The sequence below is a fragment of the Prauserella marina genome (assembly GCF_002240355.1).
GTDB lineage: Bacteria > Actinomycetota > Actinomycetes > Mycobacteriales > Pseudonocardiaceae > Prauserella_A > Prauserella_A marina.
The window spans coordinates 1,514,369-1,533,262 of the sequence record NZ_CP016353.1; the positions used below are offsets into that span (position 1 = coordinate 1,514,369).

Here is an 18,894-nt window from a genome sequence, read left to right on the forward strand (position 1 = left end):
GGTGGCCGGTGTTGCCCTGAGTGCGGATTTCGCCGTCGTGAGTGCGGATCTCGGCGTCCTGGACGGGGGACTCGCGGGGGAGGGGTGGGGAGGTGAGTGACCTGGATCTGGTCATCCGGGCTCGGCGGGCCGTCCTCGGTGACTCCGGCACGCCTGGTGACTCCGGCACGCCGGGTCGCGGTGGCTCCGGCGAGGTCGCGGTGACCGTCGGCGTCAAGGACGGCTACGTCGTTGCCGTCGAGCCGTACTCCTCGCCGGGGGACTCCGGTCTCCCCCCTGACGTCGTCGACCTCGGCGAGGACGTCGTGCTGCTGCCCGGCCTCGTCGACACCCACGTGCACGTCAACGATCCGGGCCGCGCGGAATGGGAGGGGTTCGCCTCCGCGACCCGCGCGGCGGCGGCCGGCGGCATCACCACGCTCGTCGACATGCCGCTCAACAGCCTGCCGCCGACCGTCGACGTGGCCGCGCTCGCCGCGAAACGTGAGGCCGCGCGTGGCCGCATCCACGTCGACGTCGGCCTGTGGGGAGGAGCGATCCCCGGCAACCTTCCCGACCTGCGGCCCCTCCACGACGAAGGCGTGTTCGGTTTCAAGAGTTTCCTGCTGCATTCCGGCGTCGACGAGTTCCCGCCGCTCGACCCCGAAGGGCTCGAAGCCGCGATGCGGACCCTTCGCGACTTCGACGGACTGCTGATCGTGCACGCCGAGGACGCCGCCGTCATCGAGCGGGCACCCGATCCGCACGGGAGGCACTATCCGGGGTTCCTCGCGTCCCGGCCTCCGGAAGCCGAGGACGCGGCGATCGCCATGGTGATCGAGCTGGCGAGGAAAACCGGCGCGCGAGTACACATCCTGCATCTGGCCTCGGCCGACGCGCTGGCGTTGCTCGCGGCGGCCAGAGCCGAAGGGCTCGCCGTCACCGCCGAGACCTGCCCGCACTACCTGAGTTTCGTCGCCGAGGAGATCGCCGACGGCGCGACCCAGTTCAAGTGCTGCCCTCCGATCAGGGGCGCGGCGAACAGGGAACGGCTGTGGCAGGGGCTTGCCGACGGGATCATCGACTGTGTCGTCAGCGACCATTCGCCGTGCACCCCTGAGCTGAAACGCTTCGACAGCGGCGATTTCGGCGAGGCGTGGGGCGGGATCGCCGGATTGCAGGTGGCTTTCCCCGCCGTGTGGACGGGGGCGCGGCAGCGAGGATTCTCGCTGGCCGACGTCGTGTCCTGGATGGCGACGCGGCCCGCCGAACTGGCCGGGCTGACTGGAAAGGGCCGGATCGCGCCGGGATGTTCGGCCGACTTCTGTGTCGTCGCCCCCGACGAGGCGTTCGTGGTCGACGCGGCCACGCTGGCTCACCGCAACCCGGTGAGCGCCTACGACGCGCGCCCGCTTGCCGGTGTGGTGCGTTCGACCTGGTTGCGCGGCGAGCGGATCACCGGCGATCGGCCGCGCGGAAGGTTACTGGAAAGGAAGGGCACGTGAACGACCGTCCTGAGTGGACACGGCAGCTCGATCTGGCTTCCCGAGTCTTCGGCGCGACCGTGATGTGGGCAAGCGACGAGCTGTTCGCAGAGAAGGAAAACCTCGTCAACCCGTGGCGCCCCAGACATCAGCCGGAGACGTTCGGGCCGAGGGGGCAGCTCTACGATGGCTGGGAGACCCGCCGCCACCGCGAGACCGGCGACGACAGCGACGACGCCGACGACACAGCGATCGTCCGGCTCGGCCTCGCCGGGGTGATCAGCGGAATCGTCGTGGACACCGCGTTTTTCAAAGGCAACTACCCGCCGAGGGTGACGGTCGAGGCCTGCGCGGTCGCCGGGTACCCGAGCGCGGCCGAGTTGCGCGCGATGACCTGGGAACCGCTGGCCGAACGGGCTGAGGTGACCGGCGACAGCGAGAACTTCCTCCCCGTGCGGAGCTCGCGCAGGTACACGCACGTGCGGCTCACGATGCACCCGGACGGCGGGGTCGCGCGGCTGCGGGTACACGGGGTCGCCGTTCCCGACCCCGCGCTGCTCGATCCCGGCGCGGTCGATCTCGCGGCGGCTGAGAACGGTGCCACCTGCGTGGGATGCAGCGACATGTTCTATTCCTCGCCGTCCAACATGCTCGCCCCCGGGCTCGCCGCGCACCAGGCCGAAGGCTGGGAGACGGCGCGGCGGCGCGACGAAGGCAACGACTGGGCCGTCATCCGGCTCGCGGCGGCCGGTGTCGTGCGGTTCGCCGAACTGGACACCAGCAACCTGCGCGGCAACGCCCCGGGATGGGCGGCGCTGAGCTGGGCCGTGACCCCTGACGGCGGCTGGCACGAACTGTTGCCGAAGACCAGGTTGCAGCCCGACACCCGGCACCGGTTCCCGGTCACCGCGCCGCACGAGGCCACTCACGTGCGGCTCGACATCTACCCCGACGGCGGCCTCGCGCGGCTGCGGCTGCTCGGCGGGCTCACCGAGCGAGGACGCGCGGAGCTCGCCGAGCGGTTCACAGCGGCGGGCGGCGACGGGAACTGATGACGCCCGTGTTGAATCCGGCGAGGTGGAGCCCGCCTGCGAAGCGGGCATGCTCGATCTTCACGCACCGGTTCATCACCACGTCGAGTCCCGCCGCCGCGGCCAGTTCGGCCGAGTCGTCGTGCCACAGGCCGAGCTGGAACCACAGGGTGCGCGCCCCGGCGGCGATGACCTCGCCGGTCACCGAAGGCAGGTCCTCGTGCTTGCGGAAGACGCTCACCAGGTCGACACCGCCCGGCACGGCATCGAGGCTGGGGTAGACGGGTTTGCCGAGCAGTTCGGTGATTCCAGGATTGACGAAGTTGACCGCGTAGCCGGTGGAGGAGAGCAGATAGGTCGCCACGAAGTAGCTGGGGCGCGCGGGATTGGCCGAGGCGCCGACGAGTGTCACCGACGTCGTGCGGGCCAGCAGTTCCTGCCGTCGCCGCGCCGTGGCTGGCACGTGCTCCTTCATTCCCGCACCGCTTTCGTGAGAGCGCGATCGATGTCCCAGAGGATGTCCTCGACGTCTTCGAGCCCGACGGAGAGCCGGATGAGGTCGGGACCGACCCCGCCCGCGCGCAGGTGTTCGTCGGAAAGTTGCTGGTGGGTCGTCGAGGCGGGGTGGATGACGAGTGTCCTCGCGTCACCGACGTTGGCCAGGTGTGACAGCAGTTCGACGGAGTCGACGAACCGTTCGCCCGCCGCCCTTCCGCCCTTGATGCCGAAGGAGAACACCGCTCCGGGGCCCTGCGGCAGGTAGCGACCCGCCCTGCCGTGATGTGGATGCCCGGGAAGGCCCGCGTAACTCACCCATGCCACGCGCTTGTCGGCTTCGAGGAATTCGGCGACCGCCTTGGCGTTGGCCACGTGCTCGGTCATCCGTTGCGGAAGTGTCTCGATGCCTTGCAGCAGCAGGAAAGCCGAGTGCGGGGAGAGCACGGCGCCGATGTCCCTGAGCTGTTCGGCGCGCAGCCGGGTGCAGAAGGCGTACTCGCCGAAGTTCTCCCAGTATCGAAGCCCGCCGTAGCTGTCGACCACCTCGGTCATGCGGGGGAACCTGCCGTTGCCCCAGTCGAAGGTTCCGGAGTCGACGACGATCCCGCCGAGTGTGGTGCCGTGCCCTCCGAGGAACTTGGTCGCCGAGTGCAGCACGATGTCGGCGCCGTGGTCGATGGGACGGCACAGGTAGGGCGTCGCGAGCGTCGCGTCGACGACGAGCGGCAAGCCGTTGGCGTGCGCGAGTTCCGCGAGCCCGGTCAGGTCGGCGACGGTGCCGCTCGGGTTGCCGATCACCTCGGTGTAGATCAGGCGGGTCTTGTCGGTGACGGCCGCGGCGTAGTCGTCGATGTCGTCACCGGAGACGAACGTGGTGTCGACGCCGAACCTGCGCAATGTTCCGTCGAGCTGGGTGACGGAGCCGCCGTAGAGCCCGCTCGCCGCGACGATGTGCTGTCCCGCCTCGGCGAGTGCCGCGAAGGTCAGGAACTCGGCCGCCATGCCACTGCTCGTCGCGACCCCTCCGATGCCGTTTTCCAGGCTGGCCATGCGTTCCTCGAACGCGGCGACCGTCGGGTTGCCGATCCTGCTGTAGACGTTGCCGTATTTCTGCAGTGCGAACAGGTTCGCCGCGTCGTCGGCGTCGGAGAACACGAAACTCGTGCTCTGGTAGATGGGTACCGCCCTCGCGCCGGTCGTCGGATCGGGCGTACCGCCGGCGTGCAGAGCACGGGTGCGGAATCCCCAGCTTCGCTCGTTCATTACCCACCACACTAGGTGACGAAGTGCTCACCCGAGAAGGGCGCGAAGACGGCGCTGCCGCTCGGCAGGGGTCTGCCGGGGGCAGCTCGTGCACTTCTCGGAACCGGCGTGGTAGATCAGGCAGCACGAGGCTCGCCGCACGACGGGCCGGTCGGCGTTGCCGCCTGCCATGGTGAAGCGGGGCAGAGGGACGCCGTGCCCGATCGCCTCGGCCAGCGGCGCCGCGAGTTCCATCGCGGACTCGGTGCTTCCCAGCGCCGATCCCGCCCACAGCAGGCGGTTGGCGACGGAGTCGAGCGCGATGGCCCACAGCGACCTCGGCGTCGCGCCGCACACCGAGGCTGCCGCGGTGACGGCGGGCTCCAGCGCCTCACCGAGCGCCGTTCCGAGCGCGCTCAGCCCGGAGTCACCGAGCGTGCGTGTCGCGCGCGCGTCGAGGTACCGGCCGTCGGGGTGCATCGTGAGCAGAACGGACTCCAGCGAGGGATCGAGAACGATTCCGCTGTGCAGGAACGGTTCCAGCGCCGGTGCGACGAGCACCGAGGAGGCCGAGTACCAGCGGATCGTGCCGAGCACCTTTGGCTCGGCCCTGCCGTAGAGGTTCGCGGCGCGGCCGAGATCGGCGCGCAGCCACGTCTCGTCGGCCAGCACGGTCGCGGGAACCTCGGTGCTCATGGCGACCTCCGGTAGGCGGAGACATGGAAGCTGGTGGTGACGGTGAGCGTGCCGGTCATCGAGGCGGTGAGTTCGGCCAGCCGCTCGCCGAGTCCGTCCCTGTGCAGGTGGTGCGCGTTGGGGCCCATCGTGACGACGTGCCTGACCTGCTCGGCGGTGAGTTCGGCCGCGTGGGTGGTTTCCCGCCTGCTCACGAGTTCGAAGTGCGAGCCGAGCGTGGCTCCGAGGCGTTTCTCCTTGCCGGACTCGGCGTCGAGCAGGCCGAGCGTGCTCGCGAGTTCACCGAGGTGGCCGCTCGCGGGTCCCGCGACGAGCAGGACACCGTCGGGGCACAGCACGCGATGGAACTCGGCCGCGTTGCGGGGAGCGAACACGTTGAGCACGACGTCGGCGGTGGCATCGGCCACCGGCCACGGTTCCCACAGGTTCCAGCCGATCGCGCCGGCGCGGGGGTGTGCCTTGGCGGCCTTGCGCAATGCCGCCGCCGACACGTCGAGCGCGAGCCCCGTGGCTGCGGCGAACCGGTCGAGTACGCGGGCGAGGTAGTACCCGGTGCCCGCGCCCGCGTCGACGACGAGGTCCGGTTCGCCGGGAACCGAGTCGGCGAGCAGCCCCGCGAGCGGGGCGTAGAAACCGCTGCCGAGAAAGGCGGTGCGGGCCGCGACCATCTCGGTGGTGTCGGCGGTACCGGCTGCGACCTTGGCGTGCAGCAGGTTGACGTAGCCCTGTTTCGCGGCGTCGAACGAGTGCCCTCGCCCGCAGCGAAGACCATTGCCTGGTGCTTCGAACGGCGCGTGGCAGACCGAGCAGCGCAGTGCGCGGGCCACGGCGGCGGGCAGCCTGGGGGCGGTCGTTCCTCGCGAGCTCACGGACCATATTCGACCACGACGTTTCCTGACCGGACGAATCGGCACGGTTGTCACGAAACGTATCCGTAACATCCCATTCGGTTTGGTTCACAACTTCGAAACGCGCGAAACCATTCAGCGCAACACGCTTTTCCGATGCTGTGCCGCAATCGCGAATATGCACGGCTCTCGAAGGAGGACAAGCGTGGAAGGGAATACGGCCTGGCTGCTCATCAGTGCCGCCCTGGTGTTGTTGATGACGCCGGGATTGGCCTTCTTCTACGGAGGAATGGTGCGCTCGAAAAGCGTGCTGAACATGCTCATGATGTGCTTCGGCAGCATCGGTCTCATCGGGGTGCTGTGGGTGATCTACGGCTACTCGATGACCTACGGCAGCGACATCGGGAGCCTGCTTGGCAACCCGTTCGAGATGCTCGGGCTCAGCGGGTTGATGACGCCGGAGGGTGATCCGACGGCGGGCACGGTCGACGTCGCGTTCCAGGCGATGTTCGCGATCATCACCGTCGCGCTGATCTCCGGCGCGGTCGCCGATCGCATGCGGTTCGGTGCCTGGCTGTTGTTCGGTGGGCTGTGGGCCACGATCGTGTACTTCCCGGTCGCCCACTGGGTGTGGGCCGACGGCGGCTGGATCGGCGAACTCGGCGCGCTCGACTTCGCGGGCGGAACCGCGGTGCACATCAACGCCGGGGCCGCGGCGCTCGGTCTCGTGCTGGTGCTCGGCAAGCGGGCCGGCTGGCCGAAGGAGCCGATGAAACCGCACAACCTGCCGTTCGTGATGCTGGGCGCCGGGTTGCTGTGGTTCGGCTGGTTCGGGTTCAACGCCGGTTCGGCCTACGCCGCCGACGGTGTCGCCGGTATCGCCTTCGTCAACACCGTCACGGCCACGTGCGCGGCGATGCTGGGCTGGCTGCTGCTTGAGCGCATCAGGGACGGCAAGCCGACGAGTCTCGGCGCGGCCTCCGGTGTCGTCGCCGGCCTCGTCGCCATCACCCCCGCGTGTGCCTACGTCGACACGTGGGGCGCGCTCACGATCGGCGCCATCGCCGGTGTGCTGTGCGCGCTGGCCGTCGGGCTCAAGTACCGGCTCGGCTATGACGATTCGCTCGACGTCGTCGGCGTCCACCTCGTCGGTGGTCTCGTCGGCACGGTCATGCTCGGATTCGTCGCCACCGTGAGCGTCGCGCCCGACGGAGCCGACGGGCTGTTCTACGGCGGCAGCGCCGCGCTGCTCGGCAAACAGGTCGTCAGCGCGCTGGCCGTGATGGTCTATTCGGGTCTCGTCGCCGCGCTCCTCGGCCTCGCCGTGAAGGCCGTGATGGGCGTGCGGGTGTCCACCGAGGACGAGGTCACCGGAATCGACGAGGCGGAGCACGCCGAGGCCGCCTACGACTTCGCGGGCGGCAGGGGCGGAAGGCCCTCCTCCGTGGAGACCGGTGCCGCTTCTGGAGCCAAGAGGCTGGAGGGAAGCAAGTCATGAAGCTGATCACCGCGATCGTCAAGCCGTTCACGCTCGACGACATCCGCTCCGCGCTCGAACAGCTCGGCGTGCTCGGCATGACCGTGAGCGAGGTGCAGGGCTACGGAAGGCAGAAGGGACACACGGAGGTCTACCGGGGCGCCGAGTACGCGGTCGACTTCGTCGCCAAGCTGAAGGTCGAGGTGGTGACCGACGACGCGAACGTGGAGAAGGTCATCGACGCGGTCGTCGGCGCCGCGCACACCGGCAAGATCGGCGACGGGAAAGTGTGGGTCACGACCGTCGACACGGTGGTCAGGGTCCGCACCGGTGAACGTGGCGCGGATGCGCTGTAGGCAGCCGTGGCGGTAGCGGGACTCGCCGAGGCGGCGGGCAAGCTGCTCGACGGCCGCAACGGACGGAGGGGAAGGGCCGGTGCCGCCGCGCTGCGGTCGGCGCTGGTCGACCTCTATGAGTTCTGGCTCGGCAAGGCCGCCGCGGCGGCCGGTGTCGGCACCGCTCGTTCCGGTGTCGCGCTGGTCGCCGTCGGCGGCCTCGGCCGCCGTGAACTCGTCCCGTTCTCCGACCTCGACCTCGTGCTGGTGCACAACGGAGCGCCCGGCGTCGGCCGGATCGCGGACGCGCTGTGGTACCCGCTGTGGGACGAGAAGGTGGGGCTGGATCACGCGGTGCGCACACCCGGCGAGGCGCTCAAGGTCGCCGAGGACGACGTGCGGACCGCCATCGGGCTGCTCGACGCGCGGCACATCGCGGGCGACGCGGAGCTGACCGCGCGGCTCGCGGGTGCGGCCCGCGACCAGTGGCGGCGCACCGTGCGCGCCAGGATGCCGGAGATCGCCGAGGCGGCAAGGCAACGCTGGCGGCGCACTGGTGAACTGGCCCAGTCGGCCGAACCCGACCTCAAACACGGCAGGGGAGGGCTTCGCGACCTCGGTCTGCTGGATGCCTTCGCGACGGCCCAGCTCATCGACCGGCCGGGTGAGGAACTGCGAGCGGCAAGGGAGCTGCTGCTCGACGTGCGCACGGAGTTGCGAAGGGAATCGCGGCGCGAACGGGACGTGCTCGGCGCCGCGGAGGCGGACCCGGTGGCGGCCGAATTGGAACTCGGCGACCGGTTCGCGCTCGCCCGCAGGCTGTCCGGAGCGGGAAGGGCCGTCGCCTACGCGGTGGATGTCGCGTTGCGGACCGCCGAAGCGCCGCGTGGCCGGTTCGGCCGAAGACCCGGCAGGGTCCCGCTCGACGACGGGGTCGTGCTGCATGGCGAGGAGGTCGCGCTGGCCAGAGACGCCAGGCCCGCGAAGGATCCGGCGTTGCTGCTGCGGGTCGCCGCCGCCTCGGCACGCGCGACCAAGCCCATCGCGCACGGCACCCTGCGCACGCTCGCCGATTCGGCGCCGGAGCCAAGATCGCCGTGGCCTGAGCCGGCCCGCGCCGCGCTGACCGCGTTGCTCGGCGCGGGCGAAGGGCTCGTCGACGCCGTCGAGGCGCTCGACCGCACCGGTTTGTGGGCGCGGTTGTTCCCCGAGTGGGGAGCCGTGCGCGATCTGCCGCCGAGGGAACCGGTGCACGCGTGGACCGTCGACAGGCACCTCGTGCGGACGTGCGTCGAGGCGGCGAGGCTCAGCGCCGACGTCGCGAGGCCGGACCTGCTGCTGCTGGGGGCGCTGCTGCACGACATCGGAAAGGGAAGGGACACCGACCATTCCGAGTTCGGAGCCAGAATCGCGGTACAGGTGGCCACCCGTGTCGGTCTGTCCACTGTGGATAGGGCGATCGTCGAGGGAATGGTGCGGCACCACCTGCTGCTTCCGGACACGGCCACGCGAAGGGACATCGGCGAGCGGGAGACCGTGGAACGGGTCGTCACGACGCTCGGCGGCGAACCGCTGCTGCTTGAGCTGCTGCACGCGCTGGCGAAGGCCGACGCGCTCGCGACGGGTCGCGGGGTGTGGACCGAGTGGAAGGCCAAGCTCGTCGCCGAACTGGTCGGCAGGTGCGGGGAAACCATGCGGGGCAAGCCGTTCACCGAACCGGAGCCGGTCGATCACCGGCAGCGGGAACTCGTGGCCCGCGCGGTGCGCTCCTCGCGCGGCCAGGCGCTGGTGACCGCGACAGGGAACCTCGCGACCGTGGTGTTCGCCGTCCCCTCCGGAACGCACCTGCTCGCACCGGCGGCCGGGGTGCTCGCGCTCAACTCGCTCGACGTGCACACGGCGGTGCTGCGCGGCCACGACGGCGGAAGGTCGGGCGTTTTCACCGCCTCACCGAGGTTCGGTTCGCTGCCCGACCCGGCGCTGCTGCGAGAACAGTTCGCCAGAGCCGTGGCCGGCGGGCTCGCGCTCGCCGCGCGGCTGGCCGAGAAGGAACAGACCTACCTCGCGCCCGTGACGCCTCCTTTTCCGCCGAGGGTGCTCTGGTTCGACGACGAGACGCGCGGCCGGGACACCGTCGTGCTCGAACTGCGGGCACTGGACCGCATCGGCCTGCTGTACCGCGTGGCTGGAGCTTTGCGCGAGTGTGAGGCGCGGGTGCGCTGGGCGAAGGTCGCCACGCTCGGCGGTTCCGTCGTCGACTCCTTCGCCGTGTCACCGGAAAAGGGGGCCGTCGACGAAGGTTGGCGGCAGCGGGTCGAGAAAACGGTGCTGCGGGCGGCTTCCTGAGCACCGCCGGGGTGTCGCGGCGGGACTGAGGGCGGCGGGGATGGCACGATGTCGGCCATGACGGAGCTGGAACCCGCTGTCCTGCCGGTCACGGTGACGGCTTCGCATTTGCGGGCCTGCGCGGAAGAACTGGCGAACGCGCGCAACGTCGACGCCGCCGATCTCGGCGCGCTGCTCGACGCCGTCGTGGCCACGGCGAAGGGACTCACCGGCACGCTTTCCGGTCTCGCCGACAAGGTGGGGCAGGGCTTCGAACACGGCGCGCTCAGCGCGGCCCCCTCCGCCGAGACCACCGCGCTCGTCGACGTACTCCGAGCGGCTTCCACCGCGTTCGGCTGTTCGGCCGACGCGCTCGCCGAAGCGGGTCCACTGGCGCGTTCCGTTGTAGAAAGCGCAGGTCCGGACACCCGTTTGTAGCTACCTGCCCACCGGATGGCTGACTAGTCTTTCCGGTTATGCGCACCGTGTGGAAAGGCACCATCGGTTTCGGCAGTTTCGCCATACCGGTCAAGGCGTACAGCGCGACCGGCGAATACAGCAGCGGCCTCACGCAAGTGCACGCCGTCGACGGTGGGCGCATCAGGTACAAGCGGGTGTGCGAGGTCGACGACGCCGAGGTGCCGCAAGAGGAAATCGCCAAGGGCTACACCACGGCGGGCGGTGAGGTCGTCGTACTGTCCGAGGCCGACCTCGCCGAACTGGCCGACGTCGCGCTGCCGACCGCGCATTCCATACAGATACTGGGCTTCGTGGATCCCGGCGACATCGATCCCTTGTATTTCGTCAAAAGCTATTACCTCGAACCCGAGGTTCCCGCGACCAAGCCCTACGTACTGCTCGGTGAGGCGTTGCAGCAGGCGGGCAGGGTCGCGGTCGTGCGGGTCACCATCAGGCAGCGGGAAACGCTCGGCGCGCTCAGCGTGCGCGGCAAGGTGGTCATGCTCGACACGATGCATTGGCCGGGCGAGATCCGTACCCCCGACTTTCCTTTCCTGCACGAGGACGTCGACCTGCGCGTGACGGAGGTCAAGGCAGCCGCGAACATGATCGAGAATCTGTCCCTCGGCTTCGATCCGGCCGACTACCCCGACACCTACTCCGACGCGCTCGCCGAGCTGATCGAGGCGAGGATCGAGGGCCGTGAGGTGCTGACGCCGAGCGCCACCGTGCAGGAGGAGGGCGTCGCCGAGTTGCTGCGCGCGTTGCAGGAGAGCACTCAGGACAGGGCGGACACCGATCAGGCGGGGGCCGAGGGCGCGGCTGAGCCGGCCGGGCGGGCCGGTGAGGCGGCTCGGCGGGCGGAAACCGCCGCCGAACAGGCGCGGCGCGCCGCCGAGCAGGCCAGGTCCGCGCCGAGGACCAATCGTTGATCCCGTGAGAAGCACGGCGTGAGCGCCGGTCGTGGGTAGATCTACCTAGCGCGGTTCCGGTGTCTTCACGCTGCCCCGGCCTGCCCCCGGACCGGCAGGCTGGGAGTCGCCTCGGTGAGAGGTCCTTCTCGGCGGTGTCAGCGGTATCGGCACCGTCGGCAGCGGTCGCCTGGTACTGGGGGTCTGGCGAACGCTGCCGGGCCGATGGGGCCCACCGGGGACCCACCGTCCGGCCGGGGCAGGGGAGTTGACCCGGTCGGACGGCCCGGTGGGATCGGGCCGGTCGATTCGGCGGCGACCGCCGGTCAGTACCCTGGGGTGTTGTCGGCCAGCGCGCCGGCTGAGTAACCGCGACCCGCTGGAGCGTGCTTCCGTGTTCGACACCCTCTCCGACCGGCTGACGTCGGTTCTGCAGAACCTCCGAGGCAAGGGAAAGCTCTCCGACGCCGACATCGACGCCACCGCGCGCGAGATCCGCATCGCCCTGCTTGAGGCCGACGTCGCCCTTCCTGTTGTGCGCGAGTTCATCAGCCACATCAAGGAACGGGCCAAGGGCGAAGAGGTTTCGCAGGCCCTCAACCCGGCCCAGCAGGTCATCAAGATCGTCAACGAGGAGCTCGTCGCGATCCTCGGCGGCGAGACCCGCAGGCTCAACCTCGCCAAGAACCCGCCGACCGTGATCATGCTCGCCGGTCTCCAGGGTTCGGGTAAGACGACGCTGGCTGGCAAGCTCGCGACGTGGCTCAAGAAGCAGGGGCACGCGCCGCTGCTCGTCGCGTGTGACCTCCAGCGGCCCAACGCCGTCACCCAGCTCCAGGTGGTCGGTGAGCGTGCGGGTGTCGCGACCTTCGCTCCCGAGCCCGGCAACGGTGTCGGCGACCCCGTCGACGTCGCCAAGCGCAGCATCGAAGAGGCCAAGCACGCGCAGCACGACGTGGTCGTCGTCGACACGGCGGGCAGGCTCGGTGTCGACGAGGAACTGATGCGGCAGGCAGCCGACATCCGCGACGCCGTCGAGCCGGACGAGACGCTGTTCGTGGTCGACGCCATGATCGGCCAGGACGCGGTGACGACGGCCGAGGCGTTCCGCGACGGTGTCGGCTTCACCGGCGTCGTGCTGACCAAGCTCGACGGCGACGCGCGTGGTGGCGCGGCGCTGTCGGTGCGGCAGGTGACGGGCGAGCCGATCCTGTTCGCCTCGAACGGGGAGAAGCTGGAGGACTTCGACGTCTTCCACCCCGACCGGATGGCCAGCCGCATCCTCGGCATGGGCGACATGCTCACCCTCATCGAGCAGGCCGAGCAGGCTTTCGATCAGGAGAAGGCCGAGCAGGCCGCCGCGAAGCTCGGTACCGGCGACCTGACCCTTGAGGACTTCCTTGAGCAGATGCTCGCCGTCCGCAAGATGGGGCCCATCGGCAACCTGCTCGGCATGCTGCCCGGTGCCGGTCAGATGAAGGACCAGCTCTCCCAGGTCGACGACAAGCAGCTCGACCGGCTACAGGCCATCATCAGGGGAATGACGCCCGACGAGCGGGCCAACCCCAAGTTGATCAACGCTTCGCGCAGGCAGCGCATCGCCCGCGGCTCCGGGGTCGCCGTCCGCGAGGTGAACGACCTCGTCAACCGGTTCTACGACGCCAGGAAGATGATGCAGCAGATGGCGGGCCGGTTCGGCTTCGGAGGCGGCAGCGCCACGAAGAAGCAGAACGTCCGCAAGGGCAAGAAGGGCAAGAAGGGCAAGGGCCGCAACGCGAACCAGCAGAAGGCGCGCGGCGGCTTCCCCGGCGGTCTTCCCGGCGGCTTCCCGCCCGCCGCGGGCGGCGGCGGTATGCCCGACCTTTCCCAGCTCGGCGGTGGCCTGAACGACCTTCCGCCCGGGTTCGATCCCTCGAAACTGAAGTTGCCGAAGAAGGGCAAGTGAGGGATGCCGGGGACGGCATTCCAGCTCACCGGAACGGTGCTGCCGGAAGGCAGTGAGCGCGACATCTGGATCGCCGAGGGACGGATCTCCTTCGAACCGCCCGGCGACCGGCCGGTCACGCCGTTGCGTGGCGGGTACGTGATTCCCGGGCTGGTCGACGCGCACTGTCATCCCGGCATCGGGGTGGCCGGTCCGACGAGCCTCGAAGAGGCGGCGGACCAGGCGGCGATGGACGCGGCGGCCGGAACGCTGCTGATCAGGGACTGCGGGGTGCCGATCGACATCAGGCCACTCCAGGAGCGGCCGGGGCTGCCGAGGATCATCCGCGCCGGGCAGCACCTCGCCCTGCCGAAGCGCTACGTCCCCGGTCTGGGAATCGACCTCGCCGGTCCGGGTGAGTTGCCGGCCGCCGTGGCCGAGCAGGCGGCGGATGGCGACGGCTGGGTGAAGATCGTCGGCGACTGGATCGACAGGTCGAAGGGCGATCTCGCGCCGTTGTGGCCGGACGACGTGCTGGCCGAGGCGGTCGAGGTCGCTCACGAGGCGGGGGCGAGGGTCACCGCGCACGTGTTCGGCGAGGACGCGCTGCCTGGACTCATCGGCGCGGGGATCGACTGTCTCGAACACGGCACGGGCTTGTCGGCGGATTTGCTTGCCGAACTCGCGCGGCGAGGGACGGCGCTGGTGCCGACCCTGATCAACATCGAGAACTTCCCCGGCATCGCGGACAAGGCGAGCAGGTACCCCGCGTACGCGGCGCACATGAGGGCGTTGCACGCGGGCGTCACCGACGTGGTCGGTGCCGCCGTCGACGCCGGGGTCGCCGTGTACGCGGGAACCGACGCGGGCGGGATGGTCGCCCACGCCAGGATCGTCGACGAGATCGAGGCACTGCACAGGGCCGGCATGTCGGCCGAGCAGGCGCTCGGCGCCGCGTCCTGGGCGGCCAGGGAGTGGCTTTCCGAGAAGTCGATCAGCCACGGCGCGCCCGCCGACCTGCTCGTCTTCGCCGACGATCCGCGAGAGAACCTGGCCGTGTTGCGGGAACCTCTGCATATCATCTTGCGCGGCAAGGTGATCGATTCGGCAACCCGCCACTAGCGTTGGTTTGGGGTGGCTTGGGTTCCGGTGCGGGTGGCGGAACCTGAGGTGGCTCCTCGCTGCGGGATCGTCTTCTCATGTATTCCGATACACCACGTCGACGCTGTCCTCGCGGAGAAACCACCTCAGAACCCGCTGCGGTGCCGGTTGCTTGCCCGCTCCAAGCGGCTCCGCCGCTTACACGATGATTCTCAGACACACTAAGGTAGTTCCCGAGGGTGGTTACGGCCTGGCACCGGGTGGGTACTCGGCGTCAATGGTTCGGGGTGGCCATGGTGACCCGGGAGGTCCGGTGCGGGAAGAGGAACACTCACCGGCCGCGCGGGATGGGCTCGTACTCGGAGCACACTGGGGTCTCCTCACTTTCTTCCTCGGTATCGGCGGCTATTACCTGCTCTCCCTCGTCCTCGCCGCGGTCGTGCTCGGCGGCGGAGCGAAGTTCAACTCGCTGCAACTCACCGGACTGGGACCGCTCGTCCTGCTGGCTTTCGTCCCCAACATCCTGCTCGGATTGCTGCCCGCGATCGGCTCGTGGCTGTGGGGGAGGGGACTACGGGTCGATTTCGGACTGCTCCCCACCGCGAGGGACGTCAAGGTCGGGCTCGCGTGCGGCGGGTTCGCGCTGCTCACCGGTTACCTGATCAACCTCGCCCTGATCGGGGTGTACGGGGTTCAGCGGCTCGACGATCCGCTGAACGAGATGTTCGGCGGTATCTCGGCATCGGTCGGCTGGCTCGTCGTCGCCGCGATCATCGTGGCCGTCGGGGCACCGCTCGCCGAGGAACTGCTCGTGCGCGGCGCGCTCTGGAACGGGCTCGCCCACTACCGGGTCCCTCCGTGGGTGATTCTCGTGCTGACCTCGCTGGTGTTCGCCCAGTTGCACGGCGAACCGACCCGCATCGTCGCGCTGTTCGGGCAGGGGCTCGCGATCGGCGCGGCGCGGATGATCACCGGCCGGACCGGGTCGAGCGTCATCGCGCACGCGACCAACAACCTGCCTCCTGCCCTACTGTTGTTCATCGGGACGTGATCGCTCGTGTGCGCGCAGTAAGCTCCCAGCCCGGTGCCAACCCATTGGAGGATCGGCGTGACGTCACCGAACGCGGGGGAACCGGTGTCCGGAATTGATCCAGCCACGGGGGCAAGTCAATGGGATGGCCGCGAGGAACCCGCCGGATCCGGTACCGCCGCGCCACCCCATCGCTGGGGATTCGGGGCGTTCCTGCTCGTCGAGGTCGTGCTGCTCGCTTCGGCCGCGCTCGTCGGCGCCGTGATCAGCAGAGGGGAGACCGCCGAATCGCTGCCGGTGCGGGACGTGCTGATCGGCACGATGGCGCCCACGGTGATCGCGGCACTCACCGCGCTGGTGATCACCAAGGTGCGCGGCAACGGCCCGTTCATCGACCTGCGCCTTTCCTGGAGCTGGGCCGATGTCAAGGTCGGGCTCAAGTTCGGTGCGCTTGGCCTGGTGTGCACCATGGTCGGGGTGTTCGTCTGGACCAAGGCGGTCGGCGAGGAGAACGGGACGTCCGCGATCAGCGCGCTCGTGGCGAACAAGCCCATGTCGGTGTCGGCGGCCGTCGCGATGTTCCTCTACCTGTGGCTGCTGGGACCGATCTGCGAGGAGATCATCTACCGGGGATTGCTGTGGGGCGCGGCGGAACGACTGGAGTGGGGCAGCGAGAAGTGGGGCCGCTTCGCCGCGTTCCTGCTCTCGACGGCGATCTTCGCGGTCAGCCACCTCGAACCGTTGCGTACCACGCTGTTGCTGGTGATCGCGGTACCGATCGGGCTGGCGAGACTGGTGACGGGGCGGCTGCTCGGCAGCATCGTCGCCCACCAGGTGAACAACTTCCTTCCCGCGCTCGCGATCCTGCTGACCGCGCTCGGCGTCGTGAGCTACTGAGACTGGCAGGTCCACTGTGGATGGTCATTCGCGCTTGGCTGTGCGCAGGCTTTCCCGCATGCGGACCGTGCTGTTGCCGAGATGCACCCTCGCGGCGGCCCGGGCGCCCTCGGCGTCACCACGTTCGATGGCTCCGTAGATGTTCTCGTGTTCGGTGACGGCCAGCGCGAACCGTCCGGCCTCCGGTGGCAGCCGGTCGCGGTGCATCACGATCAGCGATGGCCCGAACGAGGTGAGCAGGTCGCTGAGGTAGCGGTTGCCGGAGGCCAGCGCGATGCGCAGGTGGAACCGGAAATCCGCGTCGACGGCGGCAGCGGGGTTTCCCCCGCTGGCTGTGAAGGTGTCGAGCGCTTCCCGGATACCGGCCAGTTGCGCCGCGCTGCGGCGCCGCGCGGCGAGTGCCGAGGACTCGGTTTCGATCGCGGTCCGGAACTCGATGAGCTCGACCGCGCCCTGTTCGGTCAGCTTTCCCGCGGCGCCGACGTCGAACGGTGTCGTGCTCGGCTGGGCGAGCACGTAGCTTCCCCTGCCGTGCCTCGTGTGCACGAGACCAGCGGCCTGTAGCCGCGAGATCGCCTCGCGGACCACCGTCCTGCTCACCCCGTGTTCCCGCACGAGATCGTGCTCGGTCGGCAGCCGTTCGCCGGGCTGGATCAGTCCCTCGCGGATGCGCGCGGTCAGCGAAGCCACCAGCTCCTCGGTGCGGCCGGGCACTCAGCGAACCTCGATGCTGTCCGTCGTCCACTCCTCGGTCTTGTCGCTCGTGGTCAGGCCGAGTCCCGGCCGGTCGGGAACCAGCATGCGGCCGTCCGAAATGGTCATCCGCTCATTGAACAACGGTTCGAGCCAGTCGAAGTGCTCGACCCAGCCTTCGCTGGGGTAGGTCGCCGCGAGGTGCAGGTGGATCTCCATCGCGTAGTGCGGGGCGAGTTTCAGGTGGTGCAGGTCGGCGAGGGTGGCAAGGCGCAGGAACGGCGTGATGCCGCCGATGCGCGGCGCGTCCGGCTGTAGCACGTCGGCGGCGCCCGCCCTGATGAGTTCCCTGTGCTCGCCGACGCTGGTCAGCATCTCGCCGGTGGCGATGGGCGTGTCGAAAGCGCGGGCGAGCGCGGCGTGGCCCTCGGCGTCGTGCGCGTCGAGCGGTTCCTCGATCCAGGTCAGCCCGAACCGGTCGAGTTCGCGGCACATGCGGCGGGCCGAGGTGCGGTCCCATTGCTGGTTGGCGTCGACCATGAGGGCGACGTCGTCGCCGAGGTGCTCGCGCACTGCGGTGACCCTGGCAAGGTCGACCCCCGCGTCGGGATGACCGACCTTGATCTTGATGCCGCCGATGCCGCTTTCCAGCGACGCGGTCGCGTTGGTGAGCACTTCCTCGACCGGCGCGTGCAGGAACCCGCCAGAGGTGTCGTAGCAGCGCACCGAGTCGCGGTGCGCGCCGATCAGCTTGGCGAGCGGAAGCCCGGCCCGCTTCGCCTTGAGGTCCCACAGTGCGATGTCGAGTGGAGCGATGGCCTGCGCGGCGAGGCCGCCCCTGCCGACGGAGGCACCGGCCCACATGAGCTTGGTCCACAGTTTCGCGATGTCGCTGGGGTCCTCGCCGATGAGTTCCGGCGCGATCTCGGCGGCGTGCGCGTACTGGCCAGGTCCGCCCGCTCGCTTCGAGTAACCGAATCCGAGTCCGGCGAGGCCCTGCTCGGTGCCGATCGCGGCGAAGAGCAGGGCGACCTCGGTCATGGGCCGTTGTCGTCCGGTGAAGACCTTGGCGTCGCTGATCGGCCGGGGGAGCGGCAGCAGGACCGAGGACAGGCGGACGGAGGTGATGCGATCGGAGGACATGTCAGAGATCGTATGACTGGGTTAGTTGTCATACAACGGTTAGATCGCCGAGAACCACAGGTGCGCGGCGAGCCCGAAGCCCGCCAGCGAGACACCGATCCGCAGCGGCTGTTCCGGCAGCTTGCGAACGAGCACCGGACCGAGGGCGCTGCCGACCAGGGAACCGGCCGCGAGAACCCCGGCCGCGGCCCAGTCGACGGGTGCGAGAAACGCGAAAGCCACCGAGGCGGTCAGGTTCGCCGCGCCGGTGACGACGTTCTTCACGGCGTTGGTCACCGGAAGCGGTTCGGTGACCGACACCGAGAGCACGGCGAGCATCAGTACCCCCGCGCCCGCGCCGAAGTAGCCGCCGTACACGCCGACGAACAGCACCGCGCACAGCGAAGGGAGCACAGGGCGCGTGGTCGCTCCCCGCGCGGCTCTTGCCGCCGATCGCACGTCGGCTGCCTCGCGAAGGCGGTTTCGGAACAGCAGCAACGCCGAGCCCAGCGCGATGAGCCACGGCACGATCAGTTCGAAGGTCTCCGACGGCGTCGTCAGCAACAACAGCGCTCCGGTCGAGCCGCCGAGTACGGCCACGACGCCGAGCCGCAGGAGCCGCCCGCCCTGGCCGCGTAATTCCCTGCGGGAGCTGGCTGCGGCACCGGCCGTCGTGGACAGCATCGCGACGGTGTTCGTGACGTTGGCCGCGATCGGCGGCAGCCCCGCCGCCAGTAGCGCGGGATAGCTGAACAGCGACGCGAGGCCCGCCATCGACCCGGCCAGCCCCGCCGCCATACCGGCGCCGACGAGCAGCGCCGCGGAGGCTGGATCCACGATGT

The 18,894-nt window shown here is 69.5% G+C and carries 18 protein-coding genes; 11 read left to right on the forward strand and 7 right to left on the reverse strand.

What is annotated here, in order from left to right; translation table 11 throughout:
* Positions 1-101 precede the first annotated feature (101 nt).
* Together allB and alc are read left to right on the forward strand one after the other, a co-directional pair.
* A complete protein-coding gene (gene allB / locus BAY61_RS06905; protein ID WP_420848758.1) occupies positions 102-1,484 on the forward strand; it encodes an allantoinase AllB in 1,383 nt (460 codons plus the stop codon).
* Positions 1,481-2,515, forward strand: coding sequence for an allantoicase (gene alc, locus BAY61_RS06910; RefSeq protein WP_091799996.1), 1,035 nt, complete (start codon positions 1,481-1,483; stop codon positions 2,513-2,515). The genes allB and alc overlap by 4 nt, the downstream gene beginning before the upstream one ends.
* Here alc and BAY61_RS06915 read toward each other — a convergent pair.
* From BAY61_RS06915 to BAY61_RS06930, 4 genes are read right to left on the reverse strand one after another with little or no spacing between them, the layout of a single operon-like run.
* Positions 2,487-2,969: a CoA-binding protein gene (locus BAY61_RS06915; protein WP_091799999.1), complete on the reverse strand. Its 483-nt coding sequence runs from the start codon at positions 2,967-2,969 to the stop codon at positions 2,487-2,489. The genes alc and BAY61_RS06915 overlap by 29 nt on opposite strands.
* Positions 2,966-4,255 carry an O-acetylhomoserine aminocarboxypropyltransferase/cysteine synthase family protein gene (locus BAY61_RS06920; protein WP_091800003.1) on the reverse strand — a complete coding sequence of 430 codons (1,290 nt, stop codon included), beginning with the start codon at positions 4,253-4,255 and terminating at the stop codon, positions 2,966-2,968. Before BAY61_RS06920 ends, BAY61_RS06915 begins: the two co-directional genes overlap by 4 nt.
* A 27-nt stretch (positions 4,256-4,282) precedes the next feature.
* Positions 4,283-4,930, reverse strand: coding sequence for a (2Fe-2S)-binding protein (locus BAY61_RS06925; protein ID WP_091800006.1), 648 nt, complete (start codon positions 4,928-4,930; stop codon positions 4,283-4,285).
* Positions 4,927-5,799, reverse strand: a complete 873-nt coding sequence (locus tag BAY61_RS06930) for a putative RNA methyltransferase (RefSeq protein WP_091800009.1) — start codon at positions 5,797-5,799, stop codon at positions 4,927-4,929. Before BAY61_RS06930 ends, BAY61_RS06925 begins: the two co-directional genes overlap by 4 nt.
* 184 nt (positions 5,800-5,983) lie before the next feature.
* Between BAY61_RS06930 and BAY61_RS06935 the strand changes: the two genes are divergently transcribed.
* The 9 genes from BAY61_RS06935 (at position 5,984) to BAY61_RS06975 (ending at position 16,237) form a co-directional block, all read left to right on the forward strand.
* Complete coding sequence (locus tag BAY61_RS06935; RefSeq protein ID WP_091800012.1) at positions 5,984-7,276, forward strand: ammonium transporter; 1,293 nt, start codon at positions 5,984-5,986, stop codon at positions 7,274-7,276.
* Complete coding sequence (locus BAY61_RS06940; RefSeq protein ID WP_091800015.1) at positions 7,273-7,611, forward strand: P-II family nitrogen regulator; 339 nt, start codon at positions 7,273-7,275, stop codon at positions 7,609-7,611. The genes BAY61_RS06935 and BAY61_RS06940 overlap by 4 nt, the downstream gene beginning before the upstream one ends.
* Before the next feature lie 6 nt (positions 7,612-7,617).
* Entirely contained in the window at positions 7,618-9,936 is a 2,319-nt protein-coding gene (locus BAY61_RS06945) for a [protein-PII] uridylyltransferase (protein ID WP_091800018.1), read from the forward strand.
* A 57-nt stretch (positions 9,937-9,993) separates the two neighbouring features.
* Entirely contained in the window at positions 9,994-10,353 is a 360-nt protein-coding gene (locus BAY61_RS06950) for a hypothetical protein (RefSeq protein WP_091800022.1), read from the forward strand.
* 38 nt (positions 10,354-10,391) lie between these two features.
* On the forward strand, positions 10,392-11,306 hold the full coding sequence (gene ku / locus BAY61_RS06955; RefSeq protein ID WP_091800025.1) for a non-homologous end joining protein Ku: 915 nt from the start codon (positions 10,392-10,394) through the stop codon (positions 11,304-11,306).
* A 373-nt stretch (positions 11,307-11,679) separates the two neighbouring features.
* Positions 11,680-13,230 carry a signal recognition particle protein gene (ffh, locus tag BAY61_RS06960; RefSeq protein WP_091800028.1) on the forward strand — a complete coding sequence of 517 codons (1,551 nt, stop codon included), beginning with the start codon at positions 11,680-11,682 and terminating at the stop codon, positions 13,228-13,230.
* Positions 13,231-13,233: 3 nt separating this feature from the next.
* Entirely contained in the window at positions 13,234-14,331 is a 1,098-nt protein-coding gene (locus BAY61_RS06965; RefSeq protein ID WP_091800031.1) for an amidohydrolase family protein, read from the forward strand.
* A gap of 256 nt (positions 14,332-14,587) precedes the next feature.
* Positions 14,588-15,361: a CPBP family intramembrane glutamic endopeptidase gene (locus BAY61_RS06970; protein WP_091800034.1), complete on the forward strand. Its 774-nt coding sequence runs from the start codon at positions 14,588-14,590 to the stop codon at positions 15,359-15,361.
* 57 nt (positions 15,362-15,418) lie between these two features.
* Positions 15,419-16,237: a CPBP family intramembrane glutamic endopeptidase gene (locus BAY61_RS06975; RefSeq protein ID WP_176879604.1), complete on the forward strand. Its 819-nt coding sequence runs from the start codon at positions 15,419-15,421 to the stop codon at positions 16,235-16,237.
* 24 nt (positions 16,238-16,261) lie between these two features.
* Here the strand turns inward: BAY61_RS06975 and BAY61_RS06980 are convergent, their stop codons facing one another.
* Genes BAY61_RS06980 through BAY61_RS06990 form a run of 3 tightly spaced genes read right to left on the reverse strand, consistent with a single transcriptional unit; the run spans position 16,262 to position 18,889 of the window.
* Positions 16,262-16,951, reverse strand: coding sequence for a FadR/GntR family transcriptional regulator (locus BAY61_RS06980; RefSeq protein ID WP_091800037.1), 690 nt, complete (start codon positions 16,949-16,951; stop codon positions 16,262-16,264).
* Positions 16,952-18,073 carry an L-talarate/galactarate dehydratase gene (locus BAY61_RS06985; protein ID WP_091800040.1) on the reverse strand — a complete coding sequence of 374 codons (1,122 nt, stop codon included), beginning with the start codon at positions 18,071-18,073 and terminating at the stop codon, positions 16,952-16,954.
* 39 nt (positions 18,074-18,112) lie between these two features.
* Entirely contained in the window at positions 18,113-18,889 is a 777-nt protein-coding gene (locus BAY61_RS06990) for a sulfite exporter TauE/SafE family protein (RefSeq protein WP_091800043.1), read from the reverse strand.
* Positions 18,890-18,894 lie beyond the last annotated feature (5 nt).

Coding starts and splice junctions, on each gene's coding strand:
- BAY61_RS06915 (WP_091799999.1), bottom strand. CDS start 2,969: ATGAAGGAGCACGTGCCAGCCACGGCGCGGCGACGGCAGGAACTGCTG.
- BAY61_RS06920 (WP_091800003.1), bottom strand. CDS start 4,255: ATGAACGAGCGAAGCTGGGGATTCCGCACCCGTGCTCTGCACGCCGGC.
- BAY61_RS06925 (WP_091800006.1), bottom strand. CDS start 4,930: ATGAGCACCGAGGTTCCCGCGACCGTGCTGGCCGACGAGACGTGGCTG.
- BAY61_RS06940 (WP_091800015.1), top strand. CDS start 7,273: ATGAAGCTGATCACCGCGATCGTCAAGCCGTTCACGCTCGACGACATC.
- BAY61_RS06950 (WP_091800022.1), top strand. CDS start 9,994: ATGACGGAGCTGGAACCCGCTGTCCTGCCGGTCACGGTGACGGCTTCG.
- ku (WP_091800025.1), top strand. CDS start 10,392: ATGCGCACCGTGTGGAAAGGCACCATCGGTTTCGGCAGTTTCGCCATA.
- BAY61_RS06965 (WP_091800031.1), top strand. CDS start 13,234: ATGCCGGGGACGGCATTCCAGCTCACCGGAACGGTGCTGCCGGAAGGC.
- BAY61_RS06970 (WP_091800034.1), top strand. CDS start 14,588: ATGGTTCGGGGTGGCCATGGTGACCCGGGAGGTCCGGTGCGGGAAGAG.
- BAY61_RS06985 (WP_091800040.1), bottom strand. CDS start 18,073: ATGTCCTCCGATCGCATCACCTCCGTCCGCCTGTCCTCGGTCCTGCTG.